Below are 19,478 nucleotides of genomic sequence, written 5' to 3' on the forward strand. Positions count from 1 at the left end.
TCAGGACGCGTCTGCCGCCGTCTGCCCGGCGGCCACCTTCGGCAGGTGCACTACGTAGAATTTGCGCACCGCCGTCACGCTCTTCCAGGTTCCGGTGAAGCCGGAGGGAATGAGGAAGGAGGCGCCGGCCTCATAGGTCTCGGTGTGGCCGGAGGCGTCGGTGAGTTCCACCTTGCCCTCTATGAGGACGCAGAATTCGTCTTCCTCATAGCTCACGGCGATCTCGGACGGGTGCGAGGCCCAGAAGCCGGCGGAGAAGGCGCCGGTGCGGTCCTGATACCACTCGTGCACGGTGGTGGCGGACGCGGCCTCCACAGGTGGCTTGGGATCGAAGCGGATGGAGCGGATGGTCATGACGGCCTCCTCAAATCCTGTATCGCGTCGGCATCATGTGCCCCCGTCCGCCCTCGCACCAGCACGGCGCCGAGGGCGAAGAAGGCGACGAGCACGGCCACCCCTGCCTTCTGGCTGCCGGTGGCCGCCGTCACCAGCGCCACGCAGGTGGGCGCGGCGAACGAGGTGATCTTGCCCGAAAGGGCGAACAGGCCGAAGCATTCCGCCATGTTCTCGGCCGGCGCAAGCCGAACCAGCAGGGTGCGGCTCGCCGCCTGCAGCGGGCCCGCCACGGCGCCGATGAGGAGGCCGAGCCCCACATAGATCTTCTCCGGCAGCGAGCCGAAGAGCCCGCTGGCCGGCGCGGTGGGCACGAGGCCGAACAAAATCGCGCCGCGATCGAGCGAGAGCAGGCCGACACAGGCAAACAGCAGCACCAGCAGCGCACCGAAAATCACCGCGCGCGGCCCCAGCGCGTCGTCGAGCCAGCCGCCGGCCAGCGCCCCCGCGGTGCCGGTGAGGGTGAGCAGGATGCCGAAGATGCCGATCTCGATGGAGCCCCAGCCGAAGGTGCCCGCCGCATAGATGCCGCCGAACGCGAACAAGGCCACCAGCGCGTCCGTATAGACCATGTTGGCGAGGAGGAAGCGCGCCAGCACCGGGCGTCTCTTCAGGCGCGGGATTAGGCGGCGGATCTCGCCGAGCCCGGTGCGGATGGCCTCGCCCATGGGCATGGCGCGGGGCGCGTCGGGCACGAACAGGAACATGGGAATGACCAGCACGGCATACCACAGCGCCGTCAGCGGCCCGCTGAAGCGGTCACCCTCCCGCGCCGCCGCGTCGAGCCCGAAGGCCGGCGGGCGGCCGAGGAGGGTGAGGCCCGTATCGGGCTGGGTGGCGAAGAAAGCGAGCATCAGCGCCAGCGCCACCAGCCCGCCGAAATAGCCCGCCGCCCAGCCGGCGCCCGACAGCCGTCCCAGCCGTTCCTTGGGCACCAGGGCCGGCATGATGGCATTGTTGAAGACGGTGGCGAACTCCACCCCGATGGTGCCCATGGCGAAGGCGGCGAGCACGAGGGGAATGCGCGCCGTGTTCCCTGGCTCGGCGAACCACAGCAGCGCCGCGCCCGCCATCATCAGCAGCCCGAAGGCGAAGATCCACGGCTTGCGCCGGCCAGCGGCATCCGCCACCGCCCCGAGCACCGGCGAGCAGACGGCGATGACAAGCCCCGCCGCGCCGGTGGCGAAGCCCCAGAGCGCCTGCCCCTGCGCCGGTGTCGCCGCTACGGCCGAGGCGAAATAGGGCGCGAAGATGAAGGTGGTGATGAGGGTGAAATAGGGCTGGCAGGCGGGATCGAACAGGATCCAGCCGACGATGGCCCGGCGCGGGACGGGGAGGGAACGAACAGGCGGGGAAGGGGAGGTTTCGGGCATGCCGGATCCGGACGGGTCAGGTCCACCCAAGGGCGCACAGGACGCGCCGCCGTGCAAGAGCGGCGACCCGTCGCGTCAGGTCGTCAATCCGGTGGCGCTCACTCCGGCAGGTCCGGCATGGGCTCGGCGCCCTTGGGCACCAGGTGCTCTACCAGCGCGGCCACCGCATCCTTGACCAGCACCGCGGCGCCGATGGGCGTGGCGGAGAAGAAATCCTCTTTCACTGTGTTGCCGGCGGGGTCGTCGAAGGCGGATGAGGCGGCGCGCACGCTCACCGCTTCGGTCACGAGGTAGCCGTCCTTCACCAGGTCCCGGCCCATGGCCTTGGGCGGACGCTTGTCGCGCACGTGCAGTTCGCCTTCGGGGTCTCCGCGCAGCGTGACGCGATAGATGAACATGGCCTTGTCTCCTGCGGTCGTAGATGCGAACGCCCGTTGCCGTCGCGGCGTTCCGCCGAGGGAAGCTGCGGTGGCGCGGTGGCGGCGTCACCGTGGATCGCAAAGCCGTGCCCGAGCGTTATGCCCCTGCGCGGTCCTGCGCGCGGGGCAAGAAGGAATTGGCGATGCTGGGTTCGGGTGACTCCTCCTTCAAGATGCCCGTGCTCGGACGCGGGCAGGATCGCCTCGTCACCTTCTTCGCCGCCATCGCCATCGTCACCGTGCTGTATCTGGGGCGCGACGTATTCGTGCCCATCGCGGTGGCGATCCTGCTCGCCTTCGTGCTGGCGCCGGTGATCATGGTGCTGCGCCGCATCCGCATCCCGCGCACGGCCGCGGTGGTGGCGGTGGTGCTGGTCACCTTCCTCGGCCTCATGGCGCTCGGCGGGATGATGGCCCTGCAGGTCACCGACCTTGTGGCCGAGTTGCCCCAATACCGCATGAACATGCGGGACAAGATCAAATCGCTGAAGGATGCTGCTGGCGGCTCCGGCACCTTCGAGCGAACCATGGACCTGTTCCAGGACCTCAGTCGCGAGATCGATGCGCCGCAGGCCGGGCAGGGGCTGGCGGCGGGCGCAGCCGACGGGCGGCCGGTGCTGGTGGAGGTTCACGAGCCGCCGGCGGGCACACTGGGCACCCTCTCTGCGGTGATGGCGCCGCTGCTGCATCCGCTCGCAACCTTCGGCATCGTCTTCATCTTTGTGCTGTTCATCCTGCTCCAGCGCGAGGACCTGCGAAACCGCTTCGTACGGCTCGCGGGGGCGCACGATCTCCAGCGCACCACGGCCGCCCTCGACGATGCGGGGAGCCGGCTGTCGCGGTTCTTCCTGGCCCAGGTGGCGCTCAATGCGTCCTTCGGCGCGGTCATCGGCCTCGGCCTGTGGGTCATCGGCGTGCCCAGCCCCTTCCTGTGGGGGCTGGCGGCGGCGGTGCTGCGCTTCGTGCCCTATATCGGCGCGGCCATTGCGGCGGCGTTGCCCATCGGCCTCGCGCTGGCGGTGGATCCGGGCTGGAGCATGGTGCTGTCCACCGCGGCCCTGTTCCTGGTGGTGGAGCCGGTGGTGGGCCATGTGATCGAGCCTTTGCTCTACGGCCGCTCCACCGGCCTGTCGCCGGTGGCGGTGATCGCGGCGGCCACCTTCTGGACCTGGCTGTGGGGGCCGGTGGGGCTGCTGCTCTCCACCCCGCTCACGCTCTGCCTGGTGGTGCTGGGCCGGCATGTGGAGAGCCTTGAATTCCTCGACGTGGCGCTGGGCGACCAGCCGCCCCTGTCGGCGAGCGAACTGCTGTACCAGCGCCTGCTCGCGGGCGATCCGCTGGAGGCGGCAGCCGCCGCCGAGGAGCACCTGAAGCAGAACTCGTTCGGAGATTATGCCGACGGCGTGGCGCTGCCGGCATTGCGCCTTGCCCAGCGCGATGCCGCCCGTGGCGTGCTGGATGAGGCCCGCCAGACCCGCCTGAAGGAAACCCTCGCCGAGCTTCTCGACTACCTGCCCGATTCGGACGACCTGGTGGGTCCGCCGGCCGAGGGCACCCCTCACGTCCTCATCCTGTCGGCCCGCTCCGCGCTGGACGAGGCGGCGGCGCTGCTGTTCGCCCACCGGCTGCGCCAATCCGGCTTGCGGTGCGAGACGCGCTCGCGGGGCGGGCTCGGCCGGCCCGTGGGGGAGGAGGTGAACCTGCTGGTCCTGTCCTATCTGTCACCGGCCACGCCCGCGCACCGGCGCTACACCATCCGCCGCCTGAAGCGCGATGCGCCGGGCCGGCGGGTGATCGTCGCCGACTGGGGCACCGAGGAGGGGCAGACGGAACGGCTCGAAGGCGAGGATGCCGTCGTCACCTCCATCGCGGCGGCGGTGGAGGCGGTGGAGGCGCTGCCTGCGCCCTCTGCCTCTGCTGTTCCCGCTGCCGCACCGGCTCCCCTTCGGGCCGGCGCGGCCTGATCCGGCTCACACACGTCCTCGGGCGCGGTCGGCACCCGGACAAAAACCTGCGGCCCCGGTCGGGAACCGAGGCCGCAGGTTGCATGTCAGTGCCCCGGTCCCTGATCGGGGCCGAGAGGGTGCAGCTCAGCTTCGCACCAGGTCCGAGAGCAGGCTCGCGGCCAGCGTCAGCTTGGAGAGGCTGAGGCCGGAGGCCGCGATCTCGCGCACGGTGCGGCGCATGCGCTCCACCTCCTCGTGGCGGGCGCTGATGAAGGCGTTGACCGCGGCTTCTCCCGCCACGTCGTCCACCAGCATCAGCTCGGTGATGCGGCGCATGAAGGTCTCCAGTTGTGCCAGAGACCGGTCGAGGGCGAGACGGTCGTAGTAGTCCGGCGCCAGGATGCTGCGGGCCTGCATGAACAGGTCGTCGATGGCGAAGGTCCGCCCCGCCGCGAAGAAGGTGCTGGCGGCGCTGGGGATGGACTTGCCGGTGGTCTCGGCGATGAGGGCGATGTCGGAGGCCGCCGCCAGTCCCGGCATGAAGGCGATCTTGCGGGCGAGGTCTTCCGGCACGTTGTGGCCGATGAGGTCGGCCATGCGTGCCTCGCGTTCGCGGCGCCAGGCTTCGGGAAGGCTCGCTTCCAGCACGGCTGCCACCGCCGCGATCCCGGTGCGATAGCGCTCCACAACCCCGGCGATGCCGTCGGCGAAGGAGACGTTGCCGAGGAACCAGATGGTGCGCCCCACCACCAGGTCCTGCACCGCGGCGTAAAGGCCGAGCTGCACGGCGCCCGGCACCTTGGTGTCGAGGGCGTCGATGGCGGCGTTCAGCTCCGGCACATGGTAGCTGTCGCGCACGGCGGCGAAGGCGCGCGCGATGGCGGGGGCGTCGGCGCCGGTCTGGTCGGCGATCCGGGCGAGGCACGAGGGCCCGCCCTGGTTCACGATGGCATTGGACAGGCCGGTGGCGATGATCTCCCGGTGCAGCCGGTGGGTCTCGATGGCGTGGGGATAGCCTTCCTTGATCTCGCGCGGGAAGTAATTCACCAGCTCCCCGGAGAGATAGGCGTCGTCCGGCACGTTGGAGGCGACGAGGTCCTGGTCCAGAGACAGCTTGGCATAGGCCAAGAGCACCGCCAGCTCGGGGCGGGTAAGGTGCTCCCCGCGCGAGCGCCGGTCGGCGATCTCGGCGTCGGACGGCAGGAATTCCACCGCCCGGTCCAGTTCGCCGCGCGCCTCCAGCATCTGCATGAGGCGCTGCTGGAAGGCGAGGTCGTCGGCGCCCTTGTGCTCGGCCAGGGAGAGCGCGAGGGTCTGGAGGTAGTTGTTGCGCAGCACCAGGGTGCCGACCTCGTCGGTCATCTGCTTCAGCAGGGCGGCCCGGTCGGGTGCGGTCAGGTCGCCCCGCTCCAGCGGCAAGGCGAGGGCGATCTTGATGTTCACCTCCACGTCGGAGGTGTTCACGCCGGCCGAATTGTCGATGGCGTCGGTGTTGAGCTTCACGCCCCGGCGCGCCGCCTCGATGCGCGAGCGCTGGGTCATGCCGAGGTTCGCGCCCTCGCCCACCACCTTGGCGCCGAGGTCGGCGGCGGCGATGCGCACCGCGTCGTTGGCGCGGTCGCCCACCTGCGCGTCGGTCTCGCCGGAGGCGCGCACATAGGTGCCGATGCCGCCGAAGAACAAGAGGTCCACCTGCGCCTTCAGGATGGCGGTGATGAGTTCGGCCGGCGTGGCATGGGCCTTCGGGAAGCGCAGCAGGGCCTGCACTTCGTCGGAGAGGTCGATGCTCTTGGCGCTGCGCGGGAACACGCCGCCGCCCTTGGAGATGAGCGACGCGTCATAGTCGGCCCAGGAGGAACGGGGCAGGTTGAACAGGCGCTGGCGCTCGGCGAAGGAGGAGGCCGGGTCCGGCGTGGGATCGATGAAGATGTGGCGGTGGTCGAAGGCCGCCACCAGCTTGAGCGCGCGGGACAACAGCATGCCGTTGCCGAACACGTCGCCGGACATGTCGCCGACGCCGGCCACGGTGACCGGGGTCACCTGGATGTCGATGTCCATCTCGCGGAAGTGGCGCTTCACCGCTTCCCAGGCGCCGCGGGCGGTGATGCCCATGGCCTTGTGGTCGTAGCCCACCGAGCCGCCGGAAGCGAAGGCGTCGTCCAGCCAGAAACCGTGGCGCGCCGAGATGGCGTTGGCGGTGTCGGAGAAGGTGGCCGTGCCCTTGTCGGCCGCCACCACGAGATAGGGGTCGTCGCCGTCGAGGCGCACCGTGTCGGCGGGGTGCACCACCTGCCCGCCCTTCAGGTTGTCGGTCAGGTCGAGCAGGCTGGAGACGAAGATCTGGTAGGCGGCGGTGCCCTCGGCCATCACCGCCTCGCGGCTGCCGCCGGCTGGAAGGCGCTTGGGCACGAAGCCGCCCTTGGCGCCCACCGGCACGATCACCGCATTCTTCACCTGCTGCGCTTTCACGAGGCCGAGGACCTCGGTGCGGAAATCCTGCGGCCGGTCGGACCACCTGAGGCCGCCGCGCGCCACCTTGCCGAAGCGCAGGTGCACGCCTTCCACGCGCGGCGAATAGACGAACACCTCATACAGCGGGCGGGGCAGGGCGAGGCCCTCCACCTTCGCGCTCTCGAACTTGATGGCGATGGCCTCCTTGGGCCGGCCCTCGGCATCGCTTTGGTAGAAGGTGGTGCGGATGGCTGCGTCCACGAGGTTCACGAAGCGCCGCAGGATGCGGTCCTGGTCGAGGCTCGACACCTCGGCGAGTTCGTCGTCGATGGCGGCGCGCAGGGGCGCCTCGCGGGCAGCGCGCGCCTCGGGCGACGAATCGAGGGTCGGGTCGAAGCGCGCATGGAACAGGGCAACGATGGCGCGGGCCAGGGTGCCGTGCGTGTTCAGCGTCTGCCAGATGTAGTCCTGCGAGAACGGGATGCCCGCCTGCCGCAGATAGCGCCCCAGCGTACGCACGAGCGCCGCCTCGCGATGGGAGAGGGCGGCATCGAGCACCAGGCCGTTATAGCCGTCGTCTTCCGCCTCGCCACGCAGCACGGCGTTGAGGCAGTCCTCCAGTCGTTCGTCGGCGCCCGCCATGGAGATGGAACCGCCATCGGCGCGCTCCAGTGTCATGTCGTGAAGCCAGCTGCGCGCCGCCTCGCTCGCGGGCTCGATGCGGTAGGAGCGCTCGTTGATCGCGCGAAGGCCCATGTTCTCCAGCATGGGCACGCGGGTGGAGAGGGGCAGTGGCGCGCCGAAGGAGAGCAGGCGCAGGGAGATGCGCCGCTCGTCGTCGCCCGGCCGGCGGTAGAAGTCGAGGGCGACGGGGCGCGCGGGTGTCAGGCGCTCCAGCCGGTCGATGTCGGCGAGTGCGGTCGCGACGTCGTATGCCGCCTCGTAGCCGGGGCCGAACGCGAAAGCGTAGCGGTGCTTCAGGCGCGCCGCCATCTCCCAGTCGATGCCGGGCAAGGCGGAAATAGCGGAGCCGAGCCGGTCGCCCCAGGAGAGCATGGCATCGGCCACTTCCCGTTCCAGCGCGACGCGGTCCACCTCCGGAATGCGGCCGTCGTCGCGATCGATGATGTAGTGGACGCGGATGAGCGGGATGCCGGTGACGAAGTCCTGATCGACCGATGCCACCTTTCCTCCGAAGGTCCGGGCGAGGATGGCGCCCGTCTTGTCCCGCACTTCCGCGTCGAATCGCTCGCGGGGCAGGAAGACGAGGACCGAGACGAAGCGGTCGAACCGGTCCGCGCGTGCCATCACCTTGAGGCGTGGACGGTCGTAGAGGGAGAGGATCTCGCGGGCGTGGACCAGCAGGGTTTCCGTGCCGATCTGGAACAGGTCGTCGCGCGGATAGGTCTCGAGCAGGGTCTGGAGGGCGTGGGCCGAATGGCTTCCGGGTTCGAGGCCGGTCTCCTTCACCACTGATGCGGCCTTGAGCCTGAGATAGGGGATCTCACGCACCGGCTGGGTGTAGGCGGTGGCGGTGAACAGGCCGATGAGGCGCACCTCGCCCACCACGCTGCCATCGTCGTCATGGGCCTTGATGCCCACATAGTCCATCATGTCCCGCCGGTGGACGCGCGAGCGCAGGCTGGCCTTGGTGAACAGCAGCGGGGAGGAGGCTTCGAGGAAGGCGCGGATCTCCGGCGTTGTCACCACCGGCTGGTCGCCGAGACGCAGCTCGTGCACGTCCGGATCGCGCAGGATGCCGAGGCCGCTGTTTGGCTCGGCCCTGAGGCTGCCGTCCGCGATGAGTTCGTAGTGCCTGAGGCCGAGGAAGACGAAGTTGTTCTCGGTCAGCCATTCCAGCACGTCCGCCGCCTCTTCCTGGGCCTCGGGGTCGTAGGGGCGCTTCTCGCGGCGATAGCCCTTGCTGAGGCTGCGGACCTGCTTGCGCATGGCCGTGAAGTCGTCGTTCACGGCCCGCACGTCCGCGAGGGTCTCCTCGAGGACGGCTTTCAGCTGCGCCCGCTCCGCCTCGCCGATCGCCGGGACGTGGATGTGGATCAGGCTCTCACGGTTCTCTTCGGACCGCTCGCTCGTTCGGGAGGAAACCTCCAGCCCGGTGACGCCGCCCTCCGCGTCGCGCTCCACATGGAGGATGGGGTGGGCGGCGAGCTTCAGCTCCAGCCCGCGCTCGATGACTTCGCCGGCCACCGAAGTGTAGAGGAACGCCATGTCGTCGTTCACCGCCTCGATGACGGTGACCGGCCCGCCATGAAGCTCGGGATTGAAAATGCGCACGGAGGACTGCCCCCGGGGCCGGCTCGAGACATGGGACCACGCCTCGGTCAGCAGCAGGGCGACGCAGGACGGCGTGAGGGGAAGGAGATCTTCGAGCGCCGTGGCGGCGAGGAAGGTGTCGACGAAGCCAGCGGGCAGGGATGGGGCCTGCGCCGCGATCTGCGCCTTCAACTCCGCCAGGCTGATGGGATCCCCCCAATTGATCGCGCCGGCTTGAAATCCCATGATGTTCATGGCTTTCCCCTGTGGAGCATCGGCCGGGTCCGTCTACGATGAAACCGGTAACCGGTGAATTCTGGACCCGAGTTGTGTACCGGGCTGGCAACGCGCGAATGACGAGGCGACGCGATGGCAAAGAAGGTGAGGGCAGGCGTGGGCGCCGAAAAGGGCAAAAGCGGGACCGCTGAAATTAAGGGCATGCCTGCAAAAAAGGCGCCCATGAAAAAGGCGGCGACAAAGGCCGGGCCGCTGAAGTCGCCGGCCGCCAAGGTCGTCGCAAAGCCCGCCTCCGTCCCCGCTCCGGAGCGGCAGCGGGACGACCTGCCGGCCATCGCGCTTCCGCTGCCACCGGCGGAGCTTGATGCTGCCAACCGGGCGTATTTCGACAAATGCCTGGAGAAGATCGGATTCGTTCCGAACGTGCTCCAGGCGTATGCGTTCGACATGGCGAAGCTTTCGGTCTTCGCCGCCATGTATAACGACCTCATGCTCGCGCCATCCGGCCTCTCCAAGCTGGAGCGGGAGATGATCGCGGTGGTCGTGTCCGCCGTGAACCGCTGTTACTACTGCCTCACTGCCCATGGCGCCGCGGTGCGCCAGCTGTCCGGCGATCCCATCCTGGGCGAGCAATTGGTGATGAATTATCGCGCCGCCCGGCTCGATCCGCGCCGCCGCGCCATGCTCGACTTCGCCGCCAAGCTCACGGAGCGCCCCAATGAAGTGGAGGAGGAGGACCGCGAGGCCCTGCGCCGCGTCGGCCTTTCCGAGCGGGACATCTGGGACGTGTCGGCGGTGGTGGGCTTCTTCAACATGTCCAACCGAATCGCCTCGGCCACCGACATGCGCCCCAACGAGGCCTACCACGCCCAGGCCCGCACCCTGCCTGAGTGAGGGGCCGCGCCCGTCCTGCCGCTGTCGGCAACGCTCCGGTGCGCCGGCTGGCGGCCCGCGCACCGAAGTTGTATTTCGTGGAGAGATATATCTCATGAAATACATCTGAGGACGGGTGGCGGCCACGGCATCCCTGGCAAATTCGGTGCGCGGCAGGCGGCCGGGAGCCGCCGAGGCAGTCATCTCGCTGGTCCTCCCGCTGCTCCTGGCGGCCGGATTTCTGGCGGCGGCCGGCGGACCGGGCAGGGCGCAGCCGGCCGCACCGGCGCAGGATTGCGACCGCGCTGCCTGGCCGTTGGCGGCCGATCGCGCGCGGCTCTCGGCGCCCGGTCTGCGTCCGTTGAGAAACGGCGACACGCTGATTCTGCCGCTCGACAGCGCTTTGCGCTTCATCCTCGTGCCGCAGGCGGGAGCGAATCTCCCCATCCCGCCGCGCAAGGGAGAGGAGGGAGCCTTCGCCGGGGTGGTGGACCTGAAGGTGCCGGCGCCCGAGCGGGTGTGGCAGGTCACGGTTTCGGTAAATGCCTGGATCGACGTGGTGGTCGACGGCCGGCCGCTGACGCCCATTGCTTTCACCGGCGTGCACGCCTGTCCGGGCCTGCGCAAGAGCCTGCGCTTCAGGATTCCGGGCGGCGACGTGCGGCTCCAGGCGTCGGGCGCGGAGGGCGCGCGGCTCGATCTCCTGATCACGCCCGTGGATTAAGCAGTCGTCACGCGGCGCTGCACATACGCAGGGTAAGATCGAGATAGACAAACGTCGCCATAGCAGTCTATTGACGCTCCCATGGCGCAACGTGCTAGTTTGCGCCGCAAGATGAAGTGCACCGCAAAAGGTGCCGATCCGGAGGAAATTGGCCAGGGGAACGCTCGCTGTCTCCATCGGCCGCAATAGCGAGGGCACCTTACGATCATGGACACCGTCTCAGACGTGCCCTACATCGTTGAAGCGTCTGGTCTTACCAAGGAATTCAAAGGATTTGCTGCGGTCAAGAACGTTGACCTCAGGATCCGCCGGCACACCATTCACGCCCTCATCGGGCCGAATGGCGCGGGGAAGACCACCTGCTTCAACCTGATCACCAAGTTTCTGGAACCGACCCGCGGCACCATCCGCCTGAACGGGAAGGACATCACGCGCACGCCGCCGGCGGATGTGGCCAGGCTGGGCATGGTGCGCTCGTTCCAGATCTCCGCCACCTTCCCGCACCTCACCGTGCTGGAGAACGTGCGCATCGCGCTGCAGCGTCCCATCGGCAACTCCTTCCATTTCTGGAAGTCGGAGACCTCGCTGGACGCGCTGAACGACCGCGCCATGGGGCTTTTGGCCGACGTGGACCTGACCTCCTACGCCAAGCATCTTGCGGTAGAACTTCCCTACGGCCGCAAGCGGGCGTTGGAGATCGCCACCACCCTGGCGCTGGAGCCGGAGATGCTGCTGCTCGACGAGCCCACCTCCGGCATGGGCCGCGAGGACATCGCCCGCACGTCGGACCTCATCAAGCGGGTCTCCGAGGGGCGCACCATCCTGATGGTGGAGCACAATCTCTCGGTGGTGTCCGACCTCTCCGACATGATCACCGTGCTCGCCCGCGGCGAGATCCTCACCGAGGGGCCCTACGCCGAGGTGTCGAAGAATCCGCAGGTCGTCGAGGCCTACATGGGCACCGGGCATGGGGCGCACTGAGATGGCCGCGACTGGAACTCCGCTCCTCGAGGTGAAGGATCTGCACGGCCACTATGGCGAGAGCCATGTGCTGCACGGCATGAACTTCGAGGTCCACCCCGGCGAGGTGGTGACGCTTCTGGGCCGCAACGGCGCCGGCAAGACCACCACCATGAGGGCCATCATGGGCCTGCTGCGCAAGCGCGCCGGCTCCATCCGCTACCAGGGCACTGAAACGGTTGGGCTGGCGCCCAACAAGATCGCCCGCCTCGGCATCGCCATCTGCCCCGAGGAGCGCGGCATCTTCGCCTCGCTCTCGGTGCGCGAGAACCTGCTTTTGCCCCCCGTGGTGCTGCCCGGCGGGCTGACCGTGGACGAGGTCCACGAGCTGTTCCCGCGCCTGGAAGAGCGGCGCAACAGCCAGGGCACCAAGCTGTCGGGCGGCGAGCAGCAGATGCTGGCCATCGCCCGCATCCTGCGCACCGGCGCCAAGCTGCTGCTTCTGGACGAACCCAGCGAGGGCCTTGCCCCGGTGATCGTCCAGCACATCGGCCAGATCATCCGGGACCTCAAGAAGAAGGGGTTCACGGTGCTGCTGGTGGAGCAGAATTTCCACTTCGCCTCCACGGTTGCCGATCGCCACTACGTGGTGGAACACGGCCGGGTGGTGGACATGGTCCCCAACGACAAGATCGCGGAAAACGCGGCGCGTCTCGAAGCGTTCCTCGGCGTCTGAAGCCGGGTTCCTGACAGAGAAATCCGGCTCTCAGCCGGTGGGAGGAAACACATGCGTCTTGCAGCCATTTTCCTGGCGGCCAGCAGCCTCATGGGCGCCGGCGCCGCTTACGCCCAGGTTCCGGTGAAGATCGGCGTGCTCAACGACCAGTCGGGCCTTTATGCCGATCTCGGCGGCCAGGGCTCGGTGTGGGCCGCCAAGAAGGCGGTGGAAGACTTCGGCGCCGCCGCCAAGGGCCTCAAGGTGGAGGTGATCTTCGCCGACCACCAGAACAAGGCCGACGTGGGCACCTCGGTCGCCCGCCAGTGGTATGACGTGGACGGCGTGGACGCCATCTTCGACACGCCCAATTCCGGCGTCGCCCTGGCGGTGAGCGGCGTCACCAAGGAAAAGAACAAGGTCTTCATCAATTCCGGCGCGGCGTCGTCCGACCTCACCGGCAAGGCCTGCACGCCCAATACAGTGCACTGGACCTACGACACCTGGGCGCTGGCCAACGGCACCGGCAAGGCGATCGTGAAGACCGGTGGCGACACCTGGTTCTTCCTCACCGCCGACTATGCCTTCGGCCATGCCCTGGAGCGCGACACCTCGGAAGTGGTGAAGGCCAACGGCGGCAAGGTGCTGGGCCAGGTCCGCGTGCCGCTCAACAACGCCGATTTCTCGTCCTTCCTGCTGCAGGCGCAGAGCTCCAAGGCGAAGATCGTGGGCCTCGCCAATGCCGGCGGCGACACCATCAACTCCATCAAGCAGGCGGCCGAATACGGCATCGTGGATGGCGGCCAGAAGCTGGCCGGCCTGCTCATCTTCCTCACCGACGTGCATTCCCTCGGTCTCAAGACCGCCCAGGGACTGAACCTGACCGCCGCCTGGTACTGGGACCAGACCGACGCCAACCGCAAGTTCGCCGACGCCTTCGCCGCGGCCAACGGCGGGCGTCGTCCCACCATGGTGCAGGCCGGCGTCTATTCCGGCGTCACCCACTACCTGAAGGCGGTGGAAGCCCTGAAGTCGGCCAAGGACGGCGCCGCCGTGGTGGCCGAGATGAAGAAGATCCCCACCGACGACCCGCTGTTCGGCAAGGGCGAGGTGCGGGCCGATGGCCGCCACATCCATCCCATGTACCTCTACGAGGTGAAGAAGCCCTCCGAGTCCAAGGGACCGTGGGACTACTACACCCTGAAGGCCACGATCCCGGCGAACGAGGCGTTCCGCCCCCTCGCCGACAGCGAGTGCCCCCTCGTCAAGAAGGGCTGATGCTCCAATTCAGGTGGGTCGGCCTTAAGGGCCGGCCCGCGTCCTCCTGACGAGACGGATCTTCGATGTTCGAGCTTCTCGGCATTCCCCCGCAGGCCCTTTTCGGGCAATTGCTGCTCGGCCTGATCAACGGCGCGTTCTACGCCATGCTGAGCCTTGGGCTCGCGGTGATCTTCGGCCTTTTGAACGTGATCAACTTCACCCACGGCGCGCAATACATGATGGGCGCGTTCGGGGCGTGGATGCTGCTCAACTATGCCGGCATCCCGTTCTGGGGCGCGCTGGTGCTGTCGCCCATCATCGTGGCCATCATCGGCATGGTGATCGAGCGCACATTGCTCAAACGGCTCTACCACCTCGATCATCTCTACGGGCTACTGCTCACCTTCGGCCTCGCCCTCATCCTCGAGGGCCTGTTCCGCCGGCAGTACGGCTCCTCGGGCCTGCCCTACAACAATCCCCTGCCGGGCGGCACCAACCTCGGCTTCATGTTCCTGCCTAACTACCGCGCCTTCGTGGTGGTGGCCTCCCTCGTGGTCTGCATCGCCACCTGGTACGTGATCGAGCGCACCAAGCTCGGCTCCTACCTGCGCGCCGCCACCGAGCGGCCGGACCTGGTGCAGGCCTTCGGCATCGACGTGCCGCGCATGATCACGCTCACCTACGGCTTCGGCGTGGGCCTTGCCGCGCTGGCCGGTGTGCTGGCGGCCCCGGCCTACCAGGTGAGCCCCACCATGGGCTCCAACCTCATCATCGTGGTGTTCGCGGTGGTGGTGATCGGCGGCATGGGCTCGATCATGGGCGCCATCGTCACCGGCTTCGGCCTCGGCATCGTCGAGGGCCTCACCAAGGTGTTCTACCCGGAGGCCTCCTCCACGGTGATTTTCGTCATCATGGCCATCGTGCTCATGGTGAAGCCCGCCGGCCTGTTCGGCACAGCCAAGTGAGCGCGGCGCAATGAGCACGTCCACCCCCGCCCATCCCGCCGGCGCGCCCGCGGCCTCCGGCTCCGGCGCCAGCGTCGGCACCATCTTCGGCATCCTCGCCATCGCGGTGCTGCTGGCGGCGCCGTTCGGCGTCTATCCCGTGTTCCTCATGAAGGTGATGTGCTTCGCGCTGTTCGCGTGCGCCTTCAACCTGCTCCTGGGCTACACGGGCCTGCTGTCCTTCGGCCACGCCATGTTCTTCGGCGGGTCGGCCTATGTGTGCGCCCACACCATCAAGGTGATGGGCTTTACCCCCGAGCTGGGCATCATCGCCGGCGTCGCCTTTGCCGCCGCGCTGGGCTTCATCTCCGGCCTGCTCGCCATCCGCCGGCAGGGCATCTATTTCGCCATGGTGACGCTGGCGCTGGCGCAGATGTTCTTCTTCTTCTGCCTCCAGGCCCGCTTCACCGGCGGCGAGGACGGCCTTCAGGCGGTGCCGCGCGGGGCGCTGTTCGGCCTCATCGACCTGTCGAAGGACATCAACCTCTACTACCTGGTGCTGGCCATCTTCGTGTTCGGCTTCCTGGTCATCTACCGGGCGATCCACTCGCCGTTCGGGCAGGTGCTGAAAGCCATCCGCGAGAACGAGCCGCGCGCCATCTCGCTGGGCTACCGGGTAAACCAGTACAAGCTGCTCGCCTTCGTGCTCTCGGCGGCGCTGGCCGGCCTTGCGGGGGCCACCAAGGTGCTGGTGTTCCAGCTCGCCTCGCTCACCGACGTCGCCTGGCAGATGTCGGGCGAGGTGATCCTGATGACGCTGGTGGGCGGCATGGGCACCATCCTCGGCCCCATCGTGGGCGCGGCGGTGATCGTGACCATGCAGAACTACCTGGCCGGTCTCGGCGAATGGGTGCTGGTGATCCAGGGCGTCATCTTCGTGCTCGCCGTCTCCCTGTTCCGTCGTGGCTTCGTCGGCGAAGTCATCGCCATCATCCAGCAGTTCAAGGCCAAGAAAGCCGGCTGATAGAGGCGGGCTGAGAAAGCCGGCCGACAAGGCCTGAGACGCACCCAAAATCCCGCGGGCGACCGGTGTCGCCCGCGGGATTTTTGTTTCAGTGGGCCGCCTCAATCCCGGCGCTTCAGATCCGCCGGAGCCGGTCGAGGCCGACGATGAGGAGGCCCGCCGCCAGCCCCCAAACCGGCGCCCCGAGGCCCAGGGCCGTGACCCCGGAGGCGGTGGTGGCGAAGGTGGCGACGGCCGCGACCCGGTGCTTGTCCTCGTTCAGCGCCGCCGTGAGCGCGCCGGTGAGAGCGGGGAGCAAGGCGAGGCCGGCGATGGTGGCGATGAGGGCCGGCGGCAGGGCCGCGAACACCCCCACCAGCGAGGCGCCGGCCGCCGCCAGCAGCACATAGAAGCCGGCATAGACCGGCCCCGCCAGCCAGCGCTGCCTCGGATCGGGATGGGTATCGGGCCCGGTGCACAGGGCGGCGGCGATGGCAGCCAGGTTGGAGGCGTGGGCCCCGAAGGGCGCGCTCGCCATGGAGGCAAGGCCGGTCACGGCGAGGATGGGCCGCACCGGGGGCACGTAGCCGCACGCGCGCAGCACCGCGAAGCCGGGCAGGTTCTGCGACGCCATGGTGACGAGGAACAGGGGCAGGCCGAGCCCCACCAGCACCGGGGTCTCGAAGCGCGGCGTGGTCCACACCAGGGCCGAGAGTTCGAACTCCGGCATGGGTCCCACCCGGCCGAGCAGGACGGCCCCGGCGCCGCCCACCACCAGCGCCGCCGGCACCGCCCAGTTGGGCGACAGAACCCGCACGATGAAGAACGCCGCGATCACCGGCAGCACCAAAGCCGGGGATGCCGCCGCATGTTCGGCCAGAGCCATGACGAATCGGACTAGGACGCCGGCCAGCATGGCGGCGGCCACCGCCACCGGAATGCGCGCGACCAGAGTGCCGAGGGGCTTGATGGCCGCGCACAGCACCACCAGCAGGCCGGCGACCAGGAAGGCACCGGTGGCCGAAGCCATGCCGATCCCCGATCCGAAGCCGGCTATGAGGGCCGCCCCCGGCGTGGACCAGGCAGCGATGATGGGCATGCGGTAGCGGATGGAGAGAAAGGCCGAGGTCGCCGCGATGGCCAGGCAGATGGCGGCGACCCAGGAGGAGGTTTCGGCAGGGTTCGCTCCCACCGCCGCGGCGGCGGCGAGGACAATGGCGAGTGTTCCGCCGAATCCCACGAGCGCCGCGACGAAGGCGGAAACGATGATGGAGACGCGCACGGGTCTGTCCTTGGCTGAATGGGGCAGGGCGGGAGCGGGAATGGGAGGGAAAGCCGCCCGATCAGGGCGCCTGCGCCGCCAGCACCGGGGCGAGGATGGCGATGGCCTGCCGCCGCGCCAGTGGGCCGAGGGGCTCGGGGGCGGTCATGTCGAGACTGGTGAAGCGCACGAACACCACCGTGTGCGCGCCCTTGCGGGCAAAGCCCACGAACCAGCCGAACGGTCGCGCCCGGTCGAGGCTGCCGTCGGCATGGCGGCCGTTGCCGGTGCCGGTCTTGCCGAACACCAGCCAGCCCGCCGGCTGCTCCTCGATGGCCATGAGCCGCTCGGTGGCGCCGACCGCCTCGGCGGAGATGGGCAAAGTGCCCTTCAGCATGCGACGCAGGAAATCGATCTGTTCCCGCGGGGAGATGCGCAGGGACGAGGAGAGCCAGAAGCGGGCCAGCGGCTCCTCCTCGCCCTTCAGGCCGCCCATGTTCTCGTTGCCGTAGGCGAAGCCCTTCAGATAGCCGCCCATGCGCTCCGCCCCCAGCTCGCGGGCGAGGACCTGAGAATACCAGACCACGGAATTCACCATCCAGGAGCGCGGCGTCTGCGGCCCGCGCGTCTGCGGCCGGGAGAGATCCGCGCCCTCGGGCGGCTCGAACACCGGCTGGGTCTCGCTTTTCAGCAGACCGGCATCATAGCCCATCAGGGCGAGGGCGATCTTGAAGGTGGAATTGGGCGGATGGCGGGTGGCGCACAGGCCCTGCTTCGCCAGCACCCGCCCGCTTTCGAGATCGGTGGCGAGGAAGCAGTCTTCCGCCGCCTGCGCCGGCGCGGCGAGCACCGCGGCGGCGAGGGTGAGGAGAAGGCCGAACGCGGCGCGAGTCAGCGGGGGGCGCGTGCGGTGCGCGCCCCCGGTCCGGCGCGCAGCCATCAGGAGGCTTTCGCCGGCTTCTCGACGAGGCGCGGGGCGTAGGTGTGCTCGGCGGCCGGGAAAGTGCGGGCGCGCACCTCGTCCGCATAGCTCGCCACCGCCTTCTCGATGTCGGGGCCGAGATTGGCGTATTTCTTCACGAACTTGGGCACCCGGTCGCCGAGGCCCAGCATGTCCTCCAGCACCAGGATCTGGCCGTCGCAGGCGGGCGAGCCGCCGATGCCGATGGTGGGGGGCGCCACCTCCTGGGTGATGCGGCGGGCCAGCGGCTCGGCGATGGCCTCGAGCACGATGGAGAAGGCTCCGGCCTCGGCGATGGCGCGGGCGTCGTCGAGGATGATGGAGGCTTCCGCGTCGTCCCGGCCGCGGGCCTTGAACGAGCCGAGCGTGTTGATGGCCTGGGGGGTGAGGCCCACATGGCCCATCACCGGCACGCCGCGATCCACCAGGAAGCGCACGGTCTCGGCCATGCGGCGCCCGCCTTCCAGCTTTACCGCGCCGGCGCCGGTCTCCTTCAGCACGCGGGCGGCGGTGTGGAAGGCTTCCGTGTGGCTCGCCTCGTAGCTGCCGAAGGGCAGGTCCACCACGATGAGGGCGCGCTTGGTGCCGCGCACCACGGCGCGGCCGTGGACGATCATCATCTCCACGGTGACCGGCACGGTGGTTTCCATGCCGTGCATCACCATGCCAAGGCTGTCGCCCACCAGGATCACGTCCACATGGCGGTCGAGCAGGCGCGCCGTGTGGGCGTGGTAGGAGGTGAGGGAGACGATGGGCTCGCCTCCCTTGCGCGCCTGGATCTGCGGCGCCGTGATGCGGCGGGCGTCGGCCTGACTGGACATGGCGTTCCTCTTACGTTTCTGGCGCAGGCGGCCTCACATGACGGGCACGCCGATCACATAGGGATGGAATAGGTAGGCGAGCGCGGCATAGAGCACCAGCCCCCCGCCCACGACGAGCGCGTCGCCGGCATAATTGTTGGGCGCCACCGGCAGCGGATCGCCGCGCCGCTTGACCGCGATGCGATCATACACCGCCCAGGCCAGCACCGAGCCGAACAGCACGATGGAGGCGACATCGCCATTGGCGAGGAGATGGGCGAGGGCCCAGATCTTCACCCCCACCAGCATGGGGTGCTTGAGCCAGGCCTTGATGTGGCTCGGCACCTTGGAAGCCACCAGCGCGATGCAGGCGAACACCATCAGCAGCTTGGTGAGATGCATCATCCCCAGGGGCGGATCCCACAGGTCCGGCGCGCCGGAGGCCCGCCACAGGGCAAATCCGTAGGCGGTGAGCAACAGGCCGCTGATGGCGAGCAGGGAGAAGAAGCCCTTGTAGCCGGCCTCCCCCACCTGGGCGATGAGCTTGGCCCGAAGACCCCTGAGGCTCCCCACCACATGGATGCCGAGGAAAACCACAAGGCCGAACAGCATCATCACCATGGATTGATCTCCTTCGCCGGCGCCCGGCTGACAGCCCTCTACGGCTCGCCGGCGCTTCGAACCGGCGCGCGGACAATAGAACATTTTCGCGCGGAGTGGGCCTCGATCCGCGTGAAGAAAATGCGACGGAACAAGGGTCTAGAGCAGCATCGCGATTCCGTGAAGTCCGCTCCGGCTCGCGCCCCGACCGGCGGCGCGGCGGTATCTGTTGGCGGCCGCATGGATGGCGTTCGCCCTGGGCGCAGATTTGGGTGCAGCCTTGC

16 protein-coding genes are annotated in these 19,478 nt (G+C 68.6%); 8 read left to right on the top strand and 8 right to left on the bottom strand.

Annotation, left to right across the window (positions count from 1 at the left end; genetic code table 11):
* The 3 genes from FZ033_RS07425 to FZ033_RS07435 all read right to left on the bottom strand — a co-directional run bounded on the left by FZ033_RS07425 (position 1) and on the right by FZ033_RS07435 (position 2,164).
* Positions 1–354 (bottom strand): cupin domain-containing protein, encoded by a 354-nt coding sequence (locus tag FZ033_RS07425; protein WP_149575520.1) that lies wholly within the window; start codon positions 352–354, stop codon positions 1–3.
* Positions 351–1,766: an MFS transporter gene (locus FZ033_RS07430; protein ID WP_149575521.1), complete on the bottom strand. Its 1,416-nt coding sequence runs from the start codon at positions 1,764–1,766 to the stop codon at positions 351–353. Before FZ033_RS07430 ends, FZ033_RS07425 begins: the two co-directional genes overlap by 4 nt.
* Before the next feature lie 98 nt (positions 1,767–1,864).
* A complete protein-coding gene (locus FZ033_RS07435; protein WP_149575522.1) occupies positions 1,865–2,164 on the bottom strand; it encodes a hypothetical protein in 300 nt (99 codons plus the stop codon).
* A gap of 164 nt (positions 2,165–2,328) precedes the next feature.
* On the opposite strand from FZ033_RS07435, the gene FZ033_RS07440 reads away from it, so the two are divergent.
* Positions 2,329–4,149 (top strand): AI-2E family transporter, encoded by a 1,821-nt coding sequence (locus tag FZ033_RS07440; protein ID WP_188079369.1) that lies wholly within the window; start codon positions 2,329–2,331, stop codon positions 4,147–4,149.
* Positions 4,150–4,275: 126 nt separating this feature from the next.
* On the opposite strand, the gene FZ033_RS07445 is transcribed toward FZ033_RS07440, so the two are convergent.
* Positions 4,276–9,111, bottom strand: coding sequence for an NAD-glutamate dehydrogenase (locus tag FZ033_RS07445; protein ID WP_149575524.1), 4,836 nt, complete (start codon positions 9,109–9,111; stop codon positions 4,276–4,278).
* Positions 9,112–9,315: 204 nt separating this feature from the next.
* Between FZ033_RS07445 and FZ033_RS07450 the strand changes: the two genes are divergently transcribed.
* The 7 genes from FZ033_RS07450 (at position 9,316) to FZ033_RS07480 (ending at position 15,593) form a co-directional block, all read left to right on the top strand.
* On the top strand, positions 9,316–9,987 hold the full coding sequence (locus FZ033_RS07450; protein WP_149575525.1) for a peroxidase-related enzyme: 672 nt from the start codon (positions 9,316–9,318) through the stop codon (positions 9,985–9,987).
* Between the two features lie 115 nt (positions 9,988–10,102).
* Positions 10,103–10,690, top strand: coding sequence for a hypothetical protein (locus FZ033_RS07455; RefSeq protein WP_149575526.1), 588 nt, complete (start codon positions 10,103–10,105; stop codon positions 10,688–10,690).
* Between the two features lie 207 nt (positions 10,691–10,897).
* Positions 10,898–11,671, top strand: coding sequence for an ABC transporter ATP-binding protein (locus FZ033_RS07460; protein ID WP_149575527.1), 774 nt, complete (start codon positions 10,898–10,900; stop codon positions 11,669–11,671).
* Position 11,672: 1 nt separating this feature from the next.
* On the top strand, positions 11,673–12,386 hold the full coding sequence (locus FZ033_RS07465; protein WP_149575528.1) for an ABC transporter ATP-binding protein: 714 nt from the start codon (positions 11,673–11,675) through the stop codon (positions 12,384–12,386).
* Positions 12,387–12,437: 51 nt separating this feature from the next.
* The gene (locus FZ033_RS07470; protein ID WP_149575529.1) at positions 12,438–13,643 is read left to right on the top strand and encodes an ABC transporter substrate-binding protein; all 1,206 of its coding nucleotides are present in this window, start codon (positions 12,438–12,440) and stop codon (positions 13,641–13,643) included.
* A 65-nt stretch (positions 13,644–13,708) separates the two neighbouring features.
* Positions 13,709–14,590, top strand: a complete 882-nt coding sequence (locus tag FZ033_RS07475; protein ID WP_012113459.1) for a branched-chain amino acid ABC transporter permease — start codon at positions 13,709–13,711, stop codon at positions 14,588–14,590.
* A 10-nt stretch (positions 14,591–14,600) separates the two neighbouring features.
* Positions 14,601–15,593, top strand: a complete 993-nt coding sequence (locus tag FZ033_RS07480) for a branched-chain amino acid ABC transporter permease (RefSeq protein WP_149575530.1) — start codon at positions 14,601–14,603, stop codon at positions 15,591–15,593.
* A gap of 115 nt (positions 15,594–15,708) precedes the next feature.
* Here the strand turns inward: FZ033_RS07480 and FZ033_RS07485 are convergent, their stop codons facing one another.
* From FZ033_RS07485 to FZ033_RS07500, 4 genes are all read right to left on the bottom strand, one after another.
* On the bottom strand, positions 15,709–16,854 hold the full coding sequence (locus FZ033_RS07485) for a benzoate/H(+) symporter BenE family transporter (protein WP_149575531.1): 1,146 nt from the start codon (positions 16,852–16,854) through the stop codon (positions 15,709–15,711).
* Positions 16,855–16,915: 61 nt separating this feature from the next.
* On the bottom strand, positions 16,916–17,773 hold the full coding sequence (locus tag FZ033_RS07490) for a class D beta-lactamase (protein ID WP_149575532.1): 858 nt from the start codon (positions 17,771–17,773) through the stop codon (positions 16,916–16,918).
* Positions 17,773–18,615 carry a 3-methyl-2-oxobutanoate hydroxymethyltransferase gene (gene panB, locus FZ033_RS07495; protein ID WP_149575533.1) on the bottom strand — a complete coding sequence of 281 codons (843 nt, stop codon included), beginning with the start codon at positions 18,613–18,615 and terminating at the stop codon, positions 17,773–17,775. The genes FZ033_RS07490 and panB overlap by 1 nt, the downstream gene beginning before the upstream one ends.
* A gap of 33 nt (positions 18,616–18,648) precedes the next feature.
* A complete protein-coding gene (locus tag FZ033_RS07500) occupies positions 18,649–19,215 on the bottom strand; it encodes an NnrU family protein (protein ID WP_149575534.1) in 567 nt (188 codons plus the stop codon).
* Positions 19,216–19,478 lie beyond the last annotated feature (263 nt).

The organism is Xanthobacter oligotrophicus (assembly GCF_008364685.1).
Taxonomy (GTDB): domain Bacteria; phylum Pseudomonadota; class Alphaproteobacteria; order Rhizobiales; family Xanthobacteraceae; genus Xanthobacter; species Xanthobacter oligotrophicus.